Below are 17,762 nucleotides of genomic sequence, written 5' to 3'. Positions count from 1 at the left end.
GGCCCGGCGCCGCCGGAGATGCGTCCTCCACGCCGCCCATGGTCCTGGCCGAGGGAGTCTGCAAGAGCTTCGGGCACCTCCAGGTGCTGCAGGGCATCGACTTCGAGGTGGCGCGCGGCGAGGTTGCCGTGCTCCTCGGCCCCTCGGGTTCTGGCAAGTCGACCTTCCTTCGCTGCATCAACCACCTGGAGAAGGTCGACGCCGGACGCCTCAGCGTCGACGGCGAGCCGGTGGGCTACGTCGAGCGGGGTGGGCGGCTGCACGAGCTGCGCGAGAAGGAGGTCGCCGCGCGGCGCACCGAGATCGGCATGGTGTTCCAGCGCTTCAACCTCTTCTCGCACCAGACGGCGCTCGAGAACGTCGTGGAGGCGCCGACGCAGGTGAAGCGGCTCCCCCGGCGGGTGGCCGAGGAGCGCGCCCGCGAGCTGCTCGACCGCGTCGGTCTCGCCGACAAGGCGGGCAGCTACCCCAGCCAGCTGTCCGGCGGCCAGCAGCAACGCGTCGCCATCGCCCGCGCCCTCGCGATGGACCCCAAGCTCATGCTCTTCGACGAGCCCACGTCGGCGCTCGACCCCGAGCTCGTCGGCGAGGTTCTCGACGTGATGCGCGACCTCGCGAGAGAGGGCATGACCATGGTCGTCGTCACCCACGAGATCGGCTTCGCCCGAGAGGTGGCAGACGTCGTGGCGTTCATGGACGGTGGCGTCGTCGTGGAGACCGGACGCCCCGACCAGGTGCTCGGTCGCCCCCAGCACGAGCGCACGCGGTCGTTCCTGTCGAAGGTGCTCTGAGGTGCCTCACACCACAGGCCTGTCGGCAGACCTGCTCGCCCTGGCGTCCGAGCACCTCGACGCCTTCGTCGTCGACCTGCGGACCCTCGTGTCCATCGACAGCGGGTCGGGCGACGCCGACGGTGTGCGACGGGTTGCCGACTGGTCGTGCGCCCGTCTCGAACAAGCCGGCTTCGCCGTCGAGCGGCGGGAGGTGACGGGCACGGACGGACTCCCACTCGGACCCGTCGTCGTGGCGCGCCGGCCGGGCACCGGCCGACGAGTGCTGCTCTTCGCCCACATGGACACCGTCTTCGCGCCGGGCACGGCGTCCTCCCGCCCCTTCCGACTCGACGGCCACCGCGCTCTCGGGCCCGGGGTCTGCGACGACAAGGGCGGCCTGCTTGCCGGCGTGCACGCCTGCGAGCTGCTCGTCGCCTCCGGCCTGGCCGACGGCGTCGACCTCACGGTCGCCCTCACGCCAGACGAGGAGATCGGTGCGCCGGGCAGCGCCCCGGTTCTCGCCGAGCTGGCCCGTGAGAGCGACGTCGCCCTGTGCCTCGAGGGCGCCCGTGAGTCCGGCGACCTCGTCGCCTCGCGCAAGGGCGTCGCGGACGTGCACTTCCGGTTGCGCGGGCGTGCGGCCCACTCGGGCATCGAGCCCGGCAGGGGCGCCAGCGCCGCCGTGGAGGCGGCGCACCTCGCCCTCGACGTGGCCGCGCTCGACCGCTCGGCCCCCGGTCTCACGGTCAACGTCGGGGTGCTCGAGGCGGGGTCGCGTCCCAACGTCGTCGCCGAGGAGGCGCGGATCGTCGCCGAGGTGCGAGCCACCTCGTCCGACGTGCTCGACGTCGTCGTCCGGCAGCTTCGTCGCCGCGCGGCGGAGCCGGTGAACGCGGGCGTGGCCATCGAGCTGGAGGTCCGCGACCGCACCGACCCGATGGAGCGCACCACGAGCAGCGACGCTCTCGCGCGTCTCGCGCTCTCCACGGCTGCCGAGCTCGGGCTCGACATCGACGCCGTCGCCACCGGCGGCGTCTCCGACGCCAACATCGTCGCAGCCACGGGATGCCCGACCCTCGACGGGCTCGGCCCCGTCGGAGGGGACGACCACAGCGAGTCCGAGTGGCTCGACATCTCGTCCGTACCGACTCGAACGGCGCTGCTCGCCTCGCTCGTCGCACGGCTGGGTGCCGGTGACCTGGAGACGTATGCCGCCGGGTCGCCCGAGTCCTTCTCTGCCGCAAGCGGCTCCACCCACCACTGACGCGCAGCGGCGCATCGAACAAGGAGGTTCCATGCACCCTTCCCCGGAGCACCAGCCTGACCACCGAACCGGCCACCGACCCGACCGCCCAGCCGGCCACCCGGACCGGCACCGGACCCTCGCTCGCCGTTCCGCCCTGCGCGGGGCCACTGTCGCCGCCGCCGCGCTGGCGCTTCCCGGGGCCGCTCGCCCGGCGAGCGCTGCCGAGACCGGCGCCACCTCACGCGAGCAGCCCAGCGGTGCAGGCCAGCTCGTGCTCGTCGGGGGCGGCCTCTCCGACGACAACGCCACGGTGTGGGGCGACATCGTCCGGCGCGCTGGCGGAGCCGGCGCCCGCATCGGCGTGGTCACCGCCGCCTCTGTGCCCGAGTCGCAGGACCCGGACGCCGGCACCCCGGACGCGAGCAACTCGGTGGCCAACGGTGCCTTCTACGTCGGCCTCCTGCGCTCCTACGGCGCCCGCGCCGAGTACGTGCCGGTCGACCTCGACCACGTCGGCGCGGCCGACGACCCGGACCTCGCGGTGCGGGTGTCGCGGCTCGACGGGTTCTTCTTCGGCGGCGGGGACCAGTACCGGCTCGTGCAGGTGCTCCAGCGCGGACCCGAGCAGCGTGACTCAGCGGTGCTCGCCGCGATCCGAGCAGCCCTGACGCGCGGTGCGGTCGTCGCCGGCACGTCCGCCGGCGCGCAGATCCAGGCCGGCCCGTGCATGGTCACGGGCGGCGAGTCATGGGAAGGACTGCGTGACGGGAGCGCACCGGGCTACTTCGACGACCCGACCGTCCTGGGCTACCTCCCCCGCGGCGGCTTCGGGTTCTTCCGCTCGGGTCTGCTCGACACGCACTTCACCGCCTACGGTCGCGAGGGCCGCGCCGTTCGGCTCGCGGCGGACACCGGACGACGGCGCGTCTTCGGCCTCGACCCGGACACCGCGCTCGTCGTCGAGCGCGCCGGCACCACGCACGAGCGGCTCTCGGTGCTGGGGCGGCACGGCGTGTCGGTGCTCGACCTCGGGGCGGCGCGCGTCGCCACCGGCGCTGCTGGCAGATGGGGCATCGACGGGGTCCGGTGGACCTGGCTGACGAGCGGTGACACCTACGTGCCCGAGGCCGACGCCGTGGTGCCGGCGCGCGACACGTCGCCGCTGCGCGGCATCGACCGACCCGTCGCAGTGACCACGACGGACGTCTTCTCCTCCCTCCGAGGGTCCTCCCCCGGCTACGAGCTCGTCGGGCTGGCACGCGACCTCGTCGCCACCAACCAGCCGTCCGCGTCCGGCACGACGCTCGAGGACGACCCCCGCTTCGTCGTGACCCTCCGCCAGGACGCCCGCACGTCGGCCCGGACCCGTGACGGGGCGACGACCACCGCCTTCACGCGCCTCGACCTGTCGGTGCACGCCCGGTGACCCGCTGGACGGGTGCCACGGTCGGGTCGACGCGACAGGCGGCGCTCGTCCGGTCAGGTCGTCGGCACCCGGCGCGCCCCGGCTTTCCATTGACGAACCCTGAGCGAGAGTTGACCCATGAGCAGTGACCCCGTCCATCCGGCATACGACCGCAGTGTCGCCGACCTGGTGCGACGCTCGCTCGGGGGCCTCAGCGCCTCGGAGCGCAAGGTGGCCCGGGCCCTCCTCGCGGCCTACCCGGTAGCGGGCCTCGAGACCGTCGCCCGGCTCGCGGCCCGCGCCGAGGTCAGCGGGCCCACCGTCGTGCGGTTCGTCGGCCGCCTCGGCTTCGACGGCTACGCCGACTTCCAGCGGGCGCTGCGCGATGACCTTGCGGCACAGTCGGCCTCGCCCCTCGCGCTCTACGAGCGGGCCGACCGGCGGCGGGACGACGACACCCCCGACGACCTCGTCTCGAGGGCCGGCGAGAGCGCCCGCGCCGCCACGGCAGCCACGTTCGCGACCCTGTCCGCCGACGAGGTGGACCGGGCCGTCGAGGTGCTCGCCACGAGCCGGCGTGTGCTGCTGTCGGGTGGACGCTACAGCGGGCTGCTCGCCCGCTACCTGCACCAGCACCTCGAGCAGCTGCGGCCGGGCGCGACGATGGTCCCGAACGCCGTGTCCTCACGCGCAGCGGCGCTCTCCGAGCTGTCACGCAAGGACGTGGTGGTGCTCTTCGACTTCCGCCGCTACGAGCCCCAGGCCCAGTCGCTCGCGACGGAGGCCCGCCGGCGCCACGCCCGCGTGCTGCTCTTCACCGACTCCTTCCTGTCCCCGGTCGCGTCCAGCGCCGACGTCGTGCTCGCGGCCGACGTCTCCTCGGTCTCCCCCTTCGACACGATGGCCACGTCGATGTTCCTCGTCGAGACGTGCATCGCCGGCGTCGTGGACCGCCTGGGTGATGCCGCCCGCGACCGGATGTCTGCCGTCGAGGCCGCGGCAGGACGACTCGAGCTGTACTGAGCTGTGGGCCGGCCCGAGCCGCGCGAGGCGTGACGGTCTGCCGACCGTCCCCCTGACGCAGTCGGCAGCCCGTGGTGCCGAGGCGCTGGTGCTTGAACGCTCTCGAGACGTCGGCGTGGCCCGCCAGATCCCCCAGTTCGGGCGGGCCGCGCGTTCCGGCTACAACCCTGGCCGAGCCCAGCTGAAGGCGGATGGGCCGCCAGAGCCTTGAGTCGTCCTCACTCCTCGAGAGCGCCGGGATGACGGTCGCCGTCAGGTGCGTCGGAGGACGACTCGGTCCGATGTTCGATGGCGCGTACGACCGCCGCCATGTCCTCGTCGCCGAAGCCCAGCCGGACTGTCTCGTCGTAGAGCCGATCGGCGGTGTCGGCCATCGGCGTCGCGATGCCTGCCGAGCGTGCGGCCGAGACGACGAAGCCGCTGTTCTTGCGGACGTCGTGGATGGCTGCCTGTGCAGAGAAGTCCCGCTCGCGCAGCTTGGCCCCCTTGATCTCGGCCACGGGGCTTGCCATCTGTCCTGCGTTGATGATGGACACGAAAGTGTCGAGATCGAGCTTCTGGCGTTGTGCGAAGTGCACGGATTCTGCCAGCGCAGCGACGGTGGTCACCAGGTAGAGGTTGACCGCGAGCTTCATCTTCAATGCGCTGCCGGCCTCGCTGCCGCACCTGTGAATGCTGCGGCACATCGGCTTGATGATCCCCGCGACCTCGTCGACGACATCGGCGCGACCGGCGAGCATCGCAACCAGCCGGCCCTGCTCCGCCGGCACCTTCGACCCGGAGACCGGCGCTTCCACGTGGGTTCCTGCCGCGGCGGCGATGTCGGCGGCCAGGGCCGTGGCGTACTCGGGCGCGGTGGTTCCCATGAACACCAGCACCCGGCCGGCCACGCGCCGCGAGAAGTCCGGGGTGCCGCGCCCCAGTACCTCGTCTATCGCGTGCTCGTCGGCGAGCATGAAGAGGTTTACGCGGCACGCCCGCAGCACGTCGTCCTGAGTTGCGCCGTGCTCGGCGCCTGCCCGCAGCAGGGGCTCGCAGCGCGACGGATCACGGTTCCACACCATGAGCGGGACGCCGGCCCCCGCGAGCCGCATCGCCATGGGCGTCCCCATGATGCCGAGTCCGAGAAACCCCACGCGGTCCAATCACATCACCTCCTGTAGGCACGACCCGGCGGACTTCAGCGCGCGTGTACGCCAGGTCTGGGCGACCGGCTCCCCCAGGCGACGGGACCGGTCACCTCCTGTCACCCGGCTCACCTGCCCATCCTCGGGTGCGCACCCACCCTCGCCCCTGCACTTCGTGCTTCCACCGCCTGAGCATCACACAGACCGCCCGACGCAGCGCCCCGAGACTCCGTATCACCCATTTGTGCCGATTCGCTGCGAGATGTCCGACGCGGCGCTACGTTGCGCATCGGACCCGTTGCGATCGCACGGGGATCGTCACCGCTGGCGTGCCTTTCCCGCCAACGGGCCACACAGGGGGTTTGTATGGGCGCAGGTCGCCGATGCCTTTTTGCTGCCGCTGTCACGTTCGCACTCGTCGTCCCACCGGGCGCGACGGCATACGCGACGGGTGAGCCGTCGCCCGGCGGAAAGCGTGAACGCCTCGAGCAGGCGCACGCCATGACGCCGAGCACGTCGATGTCGCCGAGCCAGAACGGCCGTGGACGCCTCGGCGCTCTCGCCGTGCAGGCCGACCCCGGCAAGGTCGTGCTGTCCGTGAAGATGCGGGCGGGGTCGCGCACCCTGTCGTCGCTCTCCGACGTGGCGCGCACCGCCGCGGCCCACGGAGGTGTGCAGCGGCGGACGCTGCGCCAGCTCGGCACCGTGTCGCTGGAGGTTCCTTCGGCCCGCGCCGACGGTGTCGCAACCCAGCTGCGCCAGCGCGCTGACGTCGCCCGGGTCGACGTGGTCCAGCGCCGCACCCTGACCTTCGTGCCCGACGACGAGCAGTACTCAGCGACGGCGCCCTATCTCGACGCGGTGAACGCACCGAGTGCGTGGGACGTCCAGCGGGGCGACGCCTCCGTCCGCATCGCCGTCGTCGACAGCGGGGTCGACACCGCGCACCCCGACCTCGTCGGACGCGTCAGCGACACGTACAACGCCGTCGACCAGAGCGCCGACGTGCAGGACGACGTCGGTCACGGCACCTTCGTCGCCGGGGTCGCGGCGGCCACCGCCGAGAACGGCATCGGGGTCGCGGGCGCCTCCATGGGCGCGAGCGTGATGGCCGTCAAGGTCGCGGACCCCTACGGCCAGGTCTGGGGGGATGCCGAGGCGGCGGGCATCATCTGGGCGGCCGACAACGGCGCCAACGTCATCAACCTGAGTCTGGGCGGCGACACGTCCGACCAGATCGAGTCCGACGCGGTGGCCTACGCAGTCAGCAAGGGCGTGCTCGTGGTGGCCGCGGCAGGCAACGACGCCAGCAGCCTCCCGCAGTACCCGGCCGCGTACCCGGGCGTCGTGGCGGTCGGAGCCACCGACGCCGCAGGCAACCGGGCTTCGTTCTCCCAGTACGGGTCGTGGGTCACCGTCGCCGCCCCTGGGGTCAACATCACCAGTACGGCGCCGACCGCCGGCAGCTCCTTCTTCCAGCCGGCCTACGACACCGCCAACGGCACCTCGTTCTCCGCGCCCCTCGTCGCGGCCGAGGCCGCGCTCCTGTGGTCACACAACCGGAACGCCAAGGCCGCCGACGTGCGCAGCGCCATCGTCAGCAGCGCGCACGGCTATGCAGGCCTCGGTCTCGGCGCCGGACAGGTCGACTACACCTCGGCGCTGCAGGCCCTGGCGCCCACGTCGGTGCCGGCCGTGACGAGCCCGACCGCGGGGGCACCCGTGTCCGGCCTGGTCACCGTCACCGCCGCCTCCACAGCGCCGAAGGTCCGCTTCTACGCCGACTCGACGCCGCTCGGCGCCCCGGTGGCCACCAACGGCGGTACCGCCAGCATGGTCTGGTCCACGTGGGGCCTGGCCAACGGCGCCCACACGCTCCGCGCCTTCGACTGCAGCATCAAGGACCTGTGCAGCACGGACGGCGCCGACGTCGCGGTCACCCTCGGCAACGCCGCCCCGGTCATCACGGCCCCGGCCCCTTCGCAGCTGGTCTCCGGCACCGCGACGTTCAAGGCCACTGCGGCGGGCGGCGCCGTCGCGTTCGTCGTCGACGGCGTCCGGCGCGGCCTCGACACCACCGCTCCGTACTCGCTCACCTACCCGGTCAGCGCGCTGGCGGACGGCACCCACGCGGTCACGGCCGTCAGCTGCTCCGTGGCCGGCGCCTGCGCAGGCCCCACGTCGGCGTCCGTGTCGTTCCGGAACCAGTCGCTGCACCCGCGGTTCACCGCTGCCGGTCCCAGCCCGTTCAGCCCCAACGGTGACGGTCGCTCCGACACGATCAAGCTGAGCTTCTACCTGCCCGACACCGAGACGGTGAAGTACCAGGTGCGCGACGCCGCCGGAACGATCGTCCGCGGGCCTGTCGGCCTCGGCACCTTCAGCGCCGGGACCCGCTCCTTCGTCTGGAACGGCCTGACCAACGCCGGAGCACGCGTCAGCAGCGGCACCTACCGGGTGGAGCTGCTCACGGCCAAGGCGGTGAGTGGCGCGACCCTCTACGGCTCCGCAGCCATCAACGTGCGCGTCGACCAGGCCGCCCCGACGCTGAGCTCCATCGTGGGCAACGGCACGGCCTTCTACCCGTACCCGGACGCGTACAAGGACGCGTTCTCCCCCGTGTTCACCCTGAACGAGGCCGCCACCGTCACGCTCCAGGTGCGCACCGGCGCGGGCAGCATCGTGCGCACGATCACCGGCAGCCGGGCCGCCGCCCGCACCAGCATCACGTGGAACGGGCGCAACGCCGCCGGCGCGCTCGTCGGCGCAGGCACCTACTACTGGACGCTCACCGCCCAGGACGCTGCCGGCAACCGGCGAGCCACCGCGAGGTACTCCGTCACCGTCAGCAGCAAGCGGCTGGTGACCAAGACCGCCACCCTCGACAAGCGGGGGTCGCAGTTCTACACGGCCGGGGGCAGCAACGACGCCTGCGCCTGGGGCAGCCTCAGCTCCTCGGACTTCCGCCCGTACGGACTGTGGCTGGCCAACGCGTGCGACCCGTACTACGGGCTCGAGATCGCCGCGGGCACCTACCGCTTCACCCTGCCGGCAGCGGTCAGCTACAGCTCGCTCAAGGTGCAGAGCTACGGCAACTCGCTCGCCACCTCGAAGCTGGCCGCCGGATTCACCAAGTGGGGCACCTCGAACTACGCGTTCACCCCGGAGATCTACACGGGGACGGCGACGGCGTGGCGCACCCTCGGGTCGGTGTCGCCGACCGGCCTGGTGACCTCCTCACGCGTCGTGGAGACGGCGGTGTACGTCCCGAACCGCTACTACAACAGCGACTACGACGTGAGCTACGTGCGTCTCGTCGTGACGTACAAGGTCCTCGCCTGAGCGCATAAGAACCAGCATGGCCGTCCCCGGGCACCTCGTGTGCCCGGGGACGTCTCATGTGTGCGGCAGGCCTGCATCGGGCTTGGAGTAGATGAGTCGGCCGATACGCCGGGGATTGCAGCCGCCGACCGGTCGATTTCGCGGTTGAGCTTCCTGCGCTCGCGAGGTCGAGTCTGGGTAGCTGGAGTTCCGCGAGTGTTCGGCCCCACTCTGAGATTTCTCTCAGATCTGCACGTCAGGCTGTGGGATCGTGCGGCCGCCGCCGCTCCACCCATACCGAAGGACGTCCGTGACCACCCTGTTCCACCTGAGCGACGCCCTCTTCCTGCGCATCAACGAGTTCGCCCGCACCTCGACGGCACTCCACACACCGGCCATTGCCTTTGCGAAGTACGGCATCGCGGTGTTCGCCGCGCTGATCCTGGTGGGCGTCTGGCGCCGGAGGGGAGCGAGCAACCCTCATCTCGCGGCCGCCCTCTGGGCCGGAGCGGGGGCCCTGCTCGCGGTTGCGGTCAACCAGCCGGTCGCCGCGCTCGTGGCCGAGGCCAGGCCGTATGTCGCGCACCCCGCGGCGCTCACCCTCGTGGACCGGACCACCGACTGGTCCTTCCCCTCCGACCACTCCGTCATGGCGGGTGCGGCCGCCGTGGGGCTGCTGCTCGTGGTTAAGCGCCTAGGCATCGTCGCTGCCCTGGCGGCGATGCTCATGGCCGTCACCCGCGTCTACGTCGGCGCGCACTACCCTCATGACGTCGTCGCCGGTCTGCTCCTCGGCGCAGCGGTCTCGGCTCTCGGCTGGCTGCTCGTGCGGCTGCCGATGACGCGCCTCGTCGGAGCTGTTCGCAGGCTCCCTGTGGTCGACCGCGTGCTTGCGCCAGTCGCATAAGCCGACTGCCCAACTGGCAGAGAGGCGAGTAGGGATAGCGGCAGGTCGGGCCCCGCCCACATACGTCGGTCTCATGGCCGCTGCCGCGGGACGCACACGCAGGGTCCGTGCGATTCATGGCAGCGCGATGCCACCTGGCGTCGCACTTGCGCTCCCTTGGCCGACGTCTGCCGCACGTCCGACCTGTCCCTCGCTGTGTTCCCGCGGGCAGAACCACCGTTGGAGCAAAAGCCTCAGTCGCAGGGAGGACGCGGTGGCCAGCCGAGGAGGCTGGCCGGCGCTGAGCGTCGGTCAGCACGTCACGTGCGAGGACGGCTCGTGCGTCGTGGAACTCGTCTCAGTCGCAGCCCACGAGCGGTGGAGCGACGCTCCGGATTGCACGCACTCACTGCTTGCGCACCTCGCCCGCCGCGCCAACCATGCCACGTCGGACCCTCAGCCGGAGGCCTCGGGCAGCTATGTGCAGACGCTGGTCAGGGCCAACACGAACGGCCCGCAGGCCTACGCACGGATCGCCGGCGCATGTACAGGCGTTGCCCTTTCACAACCGGCCAGACTGGCGCTCCGCATGCTGGCGGCCGCGGTCCGCAGAACACGTCCTGGAGACTCCCGTTCGCGCGTGCTCTACAGACGAGGCGCCGCCTTCCGGCGCGTCGACCTCGCGGTCTTTGCTGTCCGACTGTGTCCGCAGGACGTCGCCGACATGGCGCTTCGACGGATGCTCGACGCCGCCGTGCAGCGTCTCCGCGCCGTGAACCCGTCCAGGTCCGTCGAGTCAGCCCGGCCGCGCCCACGACGGCCGGCAGAATTGCCCTCCGGTCACAGGCAATTCGTGCTCGCTCACTGTCTAGTGAGCTCGTTGCGCGCCTCGAGGCAGATGTCTGGCTGGTCGCAGAACAGTCCGTCGCCGCCAGCCTGCATGAACATGAGGTCTTCGTCGATAGCCCGGCCGAAGTCGGCCGGGTTCGTCCCGATGCGGAAGTCGGTGGGCAGGAACGTGTTCTCGGCCCTGAACGTGTACGGGGTGACGAGCAGACCTGCGGCATGAGCGTCGGCGACCAAGGCGGTCTTCGATCCGAGCGTGCCGTCCGGGTTGCGACTGATGACGAGTCCCTTGTCCGGGCCGATGCCATCGATCGATCGGCTCAGGACCTTCAGGCTCGCTGGGGTGAGCAGGTCCGCGTATGTGCGGGGGTCACCCTTGGCCACGAAGTCGTACGGGGCCCCACCGTTCGTAGCGAGGAACACCGAGCTGGCCCGGTATCCGTACGCCTCACGGATCGTCAGGAGGTTGCCCAGCTCGAAGCTCTGGAGCCAGAGCGGAGCGTTCTTCTGGTTGAGCCCGAACTTGTTGACCAGATTCATGAACGCCGCCTCCGGATTGAGCCCCTGGGCGTGGAAGTAGGTCGAGTGCTTGATCTCCGGGATGATCCCGACGGCGCGGTTGTACTTGCGCGACAGCGCCTCTCGCTGCTGGAGATCTTCTTCGAACGTGGTCACCTGGTAACGCCCGTCGAAGATGGTGTTCTCCTGGCGGATCTGCGGCAAGCGCTCCTTGGCTCGCAGGGTCTTCAGCTCGGCGAGCGTGAAGTCCTCGGTGAACCAGCCGGTCGTCGATACGCTGTCGAGGGTCTTCGTCGTCCGGCGATCCGCAAACTCCGGGTGGCTGGCCACATCCGTCGTGCCGCCGATCTCCGGCTCGTGTCGGTCCACGAGCACGCCGTCCTTCGTCATGACGAGGTCAGGTTCGATGTAGTCGGCCCCCCTGGGCGACCGCCAGGTCGTACGCCGCGGCCGTGTGCTCGGGGCGGTACCCGGACGCGCCCCGGTGAGCGAGCACCAGTGGCGAACCAAACGTCTTGGTTTCGCTGCCGCGCTGGACGGACTGGGCTGGTGCCGGCGTGGCCGAGGACTGCACGGCGGGCACGAGCCCGACGACGAGGGTTCCCAAGGCACCTGCGCCCGCGAGGCTTCGCGTCAGTTTGCTCATGCCAAGGACGTTAGGGTCCGGCACCGCCCCAGGGACCAAGCCTTGGCGAACCTGGGGTGACATGTCTGTGGCCGCTTGACGGCGCGCCAGGCTGGGCTCTGCGACGTGTCCGGCGACGGGTCAGCTGTCCCTTCTTGCAAAGCCCAGCCGTGCGCGCGCCAAGTGCTCAACGAGGAGTGGCATGAAGTCGCTGCCCGACCTGACCAACTCGACGTGCGCCAACCGCAAGGCGGCCTCAACGACCACGGCATCAAGTTCCGGGAACTGATCGCGCAGGCGCTTATTCACCCCTGCCAGCGCGCGAGATCGTGCGACGGGGTCCACGGGCCAATCATCGCCGCGGTCCCGCGACGTGACAATCAGTCGGCGGGCTGGACGTCGGGAACTGCGTCAAGGCGTATGACTTGGGCTCGTTGCCCAAACGTCACCAAGGCGTAGGCCGGAAGGTCCACGCAGTTCGCCGAACACGAAGGTACCTCTCAGGGTCGTGGAATTGGTTGGTGCCGAAGACCAACCGACACCCAGCTCCGACCCACGAGAGGCATCTTCGTGAAGACTCCCACCATCGCCAAGGCAGGGCTTGTTGGCACACTCGCTGCAGCCTCAGCCTTCGCCCTCGGCGGCACCTCGGCCGGCGCCCATGACGGCCTCCCTGTCGTCAACGTGCCGCACGCCAACCCCAAGTTCGGTGTCCAGAACAACGTCCTGACCCCGTCCGCAAGTCAGACCTCGGTCGCCTGGGGCAACCTTCCCCTGACCAACCCCGACACCGCCAACGGCGTCACCCACTACGGCTACAACACCCTCGACGGCGCGCCACTGACCCAGACGAAGAACGAGGCCCACAAGACGGAGCCCGACAAGAACGTCTACCTCGTCCTGGGCGCCAAGCACTACCTCTACCAGGGCCACGAGATCGGCCCGCGCGGCTACGTGACGAGGATCAACCTCGACGAGACCGACCCCCTCAAGCGGGTCACGCTCATCTCCGACACCGACATCGCCGGCAACGCCTACCCGACGATCGACGGCATCACGTGGAACCCGTTCACGAAGCAGCTCCTCCTGACGGCCGAGTCGAGCTCGCCCAAGGGTGGTGTCTTCGGCGTGGGCCTCGACGCGAACGGTGACCCCGTCGACGGCGGCAAGGCCACGCGTCTGACTGCGCTCGGCTCGGGCGGCTTCGAGGGCATCCAGAACGACGCCGACGGCAACGTCTGGATCGTCGAGGACATCGGTGGCAAGGCCGCGAGCGGCGGCAAGGTGCCCAACAGCTTCGTCTACCGCTTCGTCCCGACCGACAAGAGCGACCTGACCAAGGGCGGCAAGCTGCAGGCCCTGCAGATCCAACGCGCCGACGGCACGCCCGCGACGACGTCCGAGCTGCAGTCGAACCCGTCGGACCCGTTCATCAGCCAGCTCCACGCCTACGGCTCCTCGTTCGCGACGAAGTGGGTCACGATCCACAGCGGCACGACCGAGGCCTTCGACGCGACGGGCGCGGCCAGGGCCGCGAACGCGACGCCGCTCAAGCGCCTGGAGAACGGCGTCTTCCGTCCCGGCACCGGCCTCAAGGACTTCTACTTCACCGAGACCGGTGACACGAGCGCCTCGAGCACGCTTCCCGGTGCGTACGGCGGCGTCTTCCGCGTCTCGCAGAAGAGCGCCAGCGCCGACACCGGCCGCATCTCGATCGCCGCCGTCGGCGACAAGGAGCACACCGGCTTCGACAACATCCAGTTCGCGACGAAGGACGACCTGCTCGTCGTCGAGGACGCCGGTGACGGCCTGCACACCCAGCGCAACGCCCTCGACTCGGGCTACGTCTTCAACCTCGGCGAGAGCCGTGAGGACGAGGGGTCGTATGCCGCGGGCCGCGGCGGCGCTCCCCGCCCCGTGCGATTCCTCGCCGAAGGTCGTGACGCGTCGGCCACTTTCGACGCCATCGGGGGGCCGTCCTACAACGACGGAGACAACGAGATCACCGGCATCCACGTCTCCGACGGCGACCCGACGGTCGGCGGCCTGCTCGGCGCCAAGCTGCCCCAGCCCACGACATCTGCCAGCTGGCGCACGTTCTGGACCCAGCAGCACGGTGACAACACCACATGGCAGATCAGCTGGGACGCCGAGGGCCACGAAGGGCGCTGAGCCCCTCAGGCCTCTCAACGGGCAAGGCAGGTCGCCGCCGGGCACCGGCCCGGCGGCGACTCCTACCCCCGGCGCCCTCGCAAGGCGTCCTCGTCGTACCCATCAGTCCCGCCACTATGGTGGGTGGCCGGACGCGAAAGCACGAGTCCTTGCCGAGCGACGGCGTCCAAAGGACGCTCCTGGGATGGCTCCCAAACATGAGGCAGCGGAGATCCGGAGCGTGCAGGAGCGCCTGGCGCAGAGGTTTCCTGACCTGCAGGTCGGTGAGATCGAGACGACCGTCAGGACTGCACATTCTCAGCTGACCGGGAGCATCCGGGACTTCGTAACGGTGCTCGTCGATCACGACGCTCGAGATCGGCTCTCTGGTCTGCTCCGGGAAAGGCCGCGGGTACTAGTACCAACGGGCAGTGACCCGGCTGGTGCCGCGGACCCTAGCCTTGACGGGTTCAGTGCACTGCCGCCCCGCCCGGCGCATGGCTGCGCCGCTCGCCGCAACAGCGCTCGCTCGACCTCGAGGGAGATCACGCATGGCCAGCTCACCGACCCCGTACCTGCGGCACGACACACAGGTCAGGCGCACCACCAGGAGAGCGGCGCTCGTCGCCGGGGCGGCTGTGACGGCGCTGGCCGTCTCGCTGCCCCAGTCCGCGATCGCGAGCGGCCCCTCCACGCACGTACCGATCGACGACCCCATCGGACCCCGCATCCAACAGGGACCCGTGCAGGTCGACCTCACCACCATCACCACGGAAGTGACGGCGCCCTTGGCCGGTATCACGGCGCCCGGACATCCCGACGAGCTCTTCATCGTCGACCAGGTCGGCACGCTATGGAGCCTCGATCTCACGGCAACCGCGCCGGTGTCCCCGACCTCGGTCCTCGACGTGTCGGGCCTGCTCGCCGGCCCTCAGGACCCGAAGGACGAGCGCGGCTTCCTGGGTGCCGCCTTCTCGCCGGACTTCTCCACCGACGGCCTCGTCTACACCGACACGTCCGAGCCCCTCGGCCCCGCTGACCACCCCCTGCGTCCGAGCACCGACGCGTGCCTGAATGGGTTCCCCCAAAGGCCTGACCACGTCGACGTGATCCGCGAGTGGCACCTCGTCCCCGATGCGTCGGGTGCGCTTCACGTAGACCCGGCCCTACCGGCCGGCCGCAAGCTGCTCTCCTCCGAGCACCCGCAGGCGAACCACAACGCCGGCGACATGCACTTCGGCCCAGACAGATTCCTCTACGTGACCGACGGCGACGGCGGCGGCGCCGACGACCAGAACTGCCAGACCAACTTCGACGGCAACCCGATGTTCGGTCACCCTGGCATCGGCAACGGCCAAAGCCTCGACACCCCGCTCGGCAAGCTGCTCCGCATCAACCCGCGGCAAACCGACACACGCGGAACCTTGTCGGCCAACGGCGCCTTCCGGATCCCTCCGGGCAACCCCTTCCCGAACGGCGCCGTGCCCGAGATCTACTCCTACGGGCTGCGCAACCCGTTCCGCTTCTCCTTCGACCGCGACAACGGCGACCTGTGGGTGCCGGATGTCGGCCAGAACGACGTCGAAGAAGTCAACCTCGTCTCCCAGCCCGGCCAGAATTTCGGCTGGCACCTCAAGGAAGGAACGTTCCTCTTCGACGCAGGAGGCTTCCAGCTCAAAGGCGCCCGCTCTGACGCGTTCGTGTTCGCGCAGTCCCCTGGAACCCCGGCCGGCCTCACCGACCCGGTCGCCCAGTACGACCACGACGACGGCACCGCCATCATCGGTGGCTATGTCTACCGCGGAGCCTCCATGCCCGGCCTCAGGGGCCACTACGTGTTCGGAGACACGTCGCGACGACTCAACAACGGGCACGGCCGGCTCCTCGCGTTCGACTCCGACCGCAGGTCGCTCGTGACAGCAGCGAACACGATCGTGGAGCTACGTGACGGACCGCTCGACTTCCAGCTCATCGGCTTCGGTCAGGACAGCGCCGGCGAGCTGTATGCGCTCGTCTTCGGTGTTCCGGGTCCGAACGGGCCCACGGGGGCCGTGATGCGCCTGAGCCAGTCGAGGCAATAGGCGCCCTGGCCGACGCTCCCGACCTCGGTTCGTCTTCCGCAAGTCGGCGGGCCGCACGGAGAGCACCGGTCGACGGGACACTCGGCACCGACGCAACCCTCTGGTCGTAGAACCATTGTCCTCCGACCTACCCTACGGGCCGCCCCCACTCCCGGGGGGCGGGCCGTAGGCGTGCCCGGCCTGCTCCGTGGCAGAAGTCAGGCCGCCGACGTGACGTCGACGGCCTGCACATTCGGTCGGGGAACATCCGACCTGCCGCGTGAGCCCGCTAGAAGCCGAGCTTGTCGGCGATGCCGCCGGCTCCGCCGAGAAGTTCCTGCGGGTTGATGCCGAAGCGGTTCAGCAGGTCGGCGTGCTGCTCGGTGTCGACCTGGTCGGGCAGCTCACTCTCGGCCTGCTGAGCCTGCTGCTGGTCGCCGCGGTTCTTGAGGAACTCGATGATCTGCTGCTTGTCGATCTGCATCTGTTCTCCTTTCTCGACTGCCCTGCGAATGCTGGCAGTTCACATCCTCGGAGCCCGTGGCCCACGGGTGGTTTCTCGGTCAGCCGCCGAAGACGGCGCGCTCGATCGTGTGGTGGCCCCGTCCGCCTCGACCAACCGTGGAGGGGCCGGTCCCGGGCCTGCCGGCGCCGGTGGTGCTTTCGGGGACGCCTCGACGCGGCGCCGGCAGGGCGATCTGGGTTGCCTTCGGCGGGTTCGTATGCCGTCAGCGTCGGGGGTCGTGGCCGCCGTCCGCCTGGAAGGGCTGGGTGGCGGTGTCGAGCGGGCGGTCGTGGTAGAAGTCAGCGTTGGCCTGGGCCTGCACCGAGGCGGGCACCTCCTCGCCGACCGGCGCGACGTGGGAGCCGTGGTCGGAGCCGTTGGAGCCGTGGTCGGAGCCGGCGAAGCGGTCCTTGGCCGCGCGGGCCTGCTCCGTCACCGAGGGCGCGGCCTGGACATGCGCCTTGATGCGGCCGGACTCCTGCGACATCTTCTCGAGGTACTGCTCCCACCGGGACTGCATCGGACGCACGAGGCCACCGCCGACACCGACGATGAGGACACCGGCGATGGTGGCGAGCACGGCGATCAGCACCGGGGTCGTGACGGTCGTCGCGATACCGACCTGGTTCAGGGCCGCGATGATGCCGAGGCCGAGGATGAAGATGCTCGCGATGTTGGCCAGGACCCTGCCGTAGGACAGGCCGCCGAGCGTGTTGCTGATCAGCTCGCGCACCGCGGCGGCGATGGCGGAGGCCACGACGATGATGATGATCGCGACGATCGCCTTGGGCAGGAAGGCGATGACGCCGGTGATGAGGTCGCTGATCGGGTTGGGCCCGAAGACGCCGAACGCGAGCTGCAGCACGAAGAGCAGCAGTGCGTAGTAGACGAGCTTGCCGACGATCCCGGAGGCGTCGTACTGGCTGTTCGCCAGCGCCTTCTTGACCCCGCCGCGCTCGACGGCGCGGTCGAAGCCGACGCGCTCGAGGATCTTGTCGACGGCCTTGCCGATGGCTTTGGCCACGAACCAGCCGATCAGGAGGATCAGCAGGAACGCCACGAACTTGGGCACGAACAGTGCCACGGACCGCCACAGGTCGGTGGCGGCGGCACTCAGGTTGTCTGTCATGGTCTGGGGCTCCCTCACGTTTACGTTGTAAACCGTACGAGAGCGCTCATACCCGCCTAACACCGTCCTCCCCACCTCCGACGCGAACTTTTCCGAATCGCCAGTGCCGGGGGGGCGGTCAGCGGTCCTGTACCCAGGACATACGC

The 17,762-nt window shown here is 70.2% G+C and carries 14 protein-coding genes and 1 pseudogene; 9 read left to right on the top strand and 6 right to left on the bottom strand.

The annotated features are described in order from the left end of the window. Nucleotides 1–38: 38 nt before the first annotated feature. The 4 genes from ACXR8F_RS10020 to ACXR8F_RS10005 all read left to right on the top strand — a co-directional run bounded on the left by ACXR8F_RS10020 (nucleotide 39) and on the right by ACXR8F_RS10005 (nucleotide 4,447). Entirely contained in the window at nucleotides 39–791 is a 753-nt protein-coding gene (locus tag ACXR8F_RS10020; RefSeq protein WP_045186607.1) for an amino acid ABC transporter ATP-binding protein, read from the top strand. Nucleotide 792: 1 nt separating this feature from the next. Next, a complete protein-coding gene (locus tag ACXR8F_RS10015; RefSeq protein WP_458800111.1) occupies nucleotides 793–2,037 on the top strand; it encodes a M20 family metallopeptidase in 1,245 nt (414 codons plus the stop codon). Between the two features lie 31 nt (nucleotides 2,038–2,068). Further along, on the top strand, nucleotides 2,069–3,445 hold the full coding sequence (locus ACXR8F_RS10010) for a cyanophycinase (RefSeq protein ID WP_458800109.1): 1,377 nt from the start codon (nucleotides 2,069–2,071) through the stop codon (nucleotides 3,443–3,445). A 117-nt stretch (nucleotides 3,446–3,562) separates the two neighbouring features. Then, nucleotides 3,563–4,447 (top strand): MurR/RpiR family transcriptional regulator, encoded by an 885-nt coding sequence (locus ACXR8F_RS10005; protein ID WP_045186604.1) that lies wholly within the window; start codon nucleotides 3,563–3,565, stop codon nucleotides 4,445–4,447. 218 nt (nucleotides 4,448–4,665) lie between these two features. Here the strand turns inward: ACXR8F_RS10005 and ACXR8F_RS10000 are convergent, their stop codons facing one another. Beyond that, nucleotides 4,666–5,583: an NAD(P)-dependent oxidoreductase gene (locus ACXR8F_RS10000; RefSeq protein ID WP_458800484.1), complete on the bottom strand. Its 918-nt coding sequence runs from the start codon at nucleotides 5,581–5,583 to the stop codon at nucleotides 4,666–4,668. A 492-nt stretch (nucleotides 5,584–6,075) separates the two neighbouring features. Between ACXR8F_RS10000 and ACXR8F_RS09995 the strand changes: the two genes are divergently transcribed. Together ACXR8F_RS09995 and ACXR8F_RS09990 are read left to right on the top strand one after the other, a co-directional pair. Then, complete coding sequence (locus ACXR8F_RS09995) at nucleotides 6,076–8,916, top strand: S8 family serine peptidase (RefSeq protein ID WP_458800106.1); 2,841 nt, start codon at nucleotides 6,076–6,078, stop codon at nucleotides 8,914–8,916. Between the two features lie 289 nt (nucleotides 8,917–9,205). Continuing rightward, nucleotides 9,206–9,802, top strand: coding sequence for a phosphatase PAP2 family protein (locus ACXR8F_RS09990; protein ID WP_458800104.1), 597 nt, complete (start codon nucleotides 9,206–9,208; stop codon nucleotides 9,800–9,802). Nucleotides 9,803–10,642: 840 nt separating this feature from the next. Here the strand turns inward: ACXR8F_RS09990 and ACXR8F_RS09985 are convergent. The 3 genes from ACXR8F_RS09985 to ACXR8F_RS09975 all read right to left on the bottom strand — a co-directional run bounded on the left by ACXR8F_RS09985 (nucleotide 10,643) and on the right by ACXR8F_RS09975 (nucleotide 12,116). After that, nucleotides 10,643–11,536, bottom strand: a complete 894-nt coding sequence (locus ACXR8F_RS09985) for a glycerophosphodiester phosphodiesterase family protein (protein WP_458800102.1) — start codon at nucleotides 11,534–11,536, stop codon at nucleotides 10,643–10,645. Between the two features lie 7 nt (nucleotides 11,537–11,543). Beyond that, nucleotides 11,544–11,792, bottom strand: coding sequence for a hypothetical protein (locus ACXR8F_RS09980; protein WP_458800100.1), 249 nt, complete (start codon nucleotides 11,790–11,792; stop codon nucleotides 11,544–11,546). 120 nt (nucleotides 11,793–11,912) lie between these two features. After that, nucleotides 11,913–12,116, bottom strand: coding sequence for a three-helix bundle dimerization domain-containing protein (locus tag ACXR8F_RS09975; RefSeq protein ID WP_458800098.1), 204 nt, complete (start codon nucleotides 12,114–12,116; stop codon nucleotides 11,913–11,915). A gap of 225 nt (nucleotides 12,117–12,341) precedes the next feature. Between ACXR8F_RS09975 and ACXR8F_RS09970 the strand changes: the two genes are divergently transcribed. The 3 genes and pseudogenes from ACXR8F_RS09970 to ACXR8F_RS09960 all read left to right on the top strand — a co-directional run bounded on the left by ACXR8F_RS09970 (nucleotide 12,342) and on the right by ACXR8F_RS09960 (nucleotide 16,003). Continuing rightward, nucleotides 12,342–13,943, top strand: a complete 1,602-nt coding sequence (locus ACXR8F_RS09970; RefSeq protein ID WP_458800096.1) for an alkaline phosphatase PhoX — start codon at nucleotides 12,342–12,344, stop codon at nucleotides 13,941–13,943. Nucleotides 13,944–14,127: 184 nt separating this feature from the next. Then, nucleotides 14,128–14,295: pseudogene (locus tag ACXR8F_RS09965) on the top strand (three-helix bundle dimerization domain-containing protein); the annotation flags it as partial. A gap of 178 nt (nucleotides 14,296–14,473) precedes the next feature. Next, nucleotides 14,474–16,003 (top strand): PQQ-dependent sugar dehydrogenase, encoded by a 1,530-nt coding sequence (locus tag ACXR8F_RS09960; RefSeq protein WP_458800094.1) that lies wholly within the window; start codon nucleotides 14,474–14,476, stop codon nucleotides 16,001–16,003. A 268-nt stretch (nucleotides 16,004–16,271) separates the two neighbouring features. On the opposite strand, the gene ACXR8F_RS09955 is transcribed toward ACXR8F_RS09960, so the two are convergent. Beyond that, nucleotides 16,272–16,466 carry a hypothetical protein gene (locus ACXR8F_RS09955; RefSeq protein WP_045186601.1) on the bottom strand — a complete coding sequence of 65 codons (195 nt, stop codon included), beginning with the start codon at nucleotides 16,464–16,466 and terminating at the stop codon, nucleotides 16,272–16,274. A 244-nt stretch (nucleotides 16,467–16,710) separates the two neighbouring features. Continuing rightward, nucleotides 16,711–17,616: a membrane protein gene (locus ACXR8F_RS09950; protein ID WP_458800092.1), complete on the bottom strand. Its 906-nt coding sequence runs from the start codon at nucleotides 17,614–17,616 to the stop codon at nucleotides 16,711–16,713. Nucleotides 17,617–17,762: the final 146 nt, after the last annotated feature.

The organism is Terrabacter sp. AAH1 (assembly GCF_054456855.1).
Note: the sequence above shows the minus strand (reverse complement) of the source record. Positions and strands in the feature narration are given on the sequence as shown.

Excerpts from the sequence above, each read along its gene's own strand:
- ACXR8F_RS09955 (WP_045186601.1), bottom strand. The coding sequence starts at position 16,466 with ATGCAGATCGACAAGCAGCAGATCATCGAGTTCCTCAAGAACCGCGGC.
- ACXR8F_RS10020 (WP_045186607.1), top strand. The coding sequence starts at position 39 with ATGGTCCTGGCCGAGGGAGTCTGCAAGAGCTTCGGGCACCTCCAGGTG.
- ACXR8F_RS09960 (WP_458800094.1), top strand. The coding sequence starts at position 14,474 with ATGGCCAGCTCACCGACCCCGTACCTGCGGCACGACACACAGGTCAGG.
- ACXR8F_RS09985 (WP_458800102.1), bottom strand. The coding sequence starts at position 11,536 with ATGACGAAGGACGGCGTGCTCGTGGACCGACACGAGCCGGAGATCGGC.
- ACXR8F_RS10005 (WP_045186604.1), top strand. The coding sequence starts at position 3,563 with ATGAGCAGTGACCCCGTCCATCCGGCATACGACCGCAGTGTCGCCGAC.
- ACXR8F_RS09995 (WP_458800106.1), top strand. The coding sequence starts at position 6,076 with ATGACGCCGAGCACGTCGATGTCGCCGAGCCAGAACGGCCGTGGACGC.
- ACXR8F_RS09980 (WP_458800100.1), bottom strand. The coding sequence starts at position 11,792 with ATGAGCAAACTGACGCGAAGCCTCGCGGGCGCAGGTGCCTTGGGAACC.
- ACXR8F_RS09950 (WP_458800092.1), bottom strand. The coding sequence starts at position 17,616 with ATGACAGACAACCTGAGTGCCGCCGCCACCGACCTGTGGCGGTCCGTG.
- ACXR8F_RS10010 (WP_458800109.1), top strand. The coding sequence starts at position 2,069 with ATGCACCCTTCCCCGGAGCACCAGCCTGACCACCGAACCGGCCACCGA.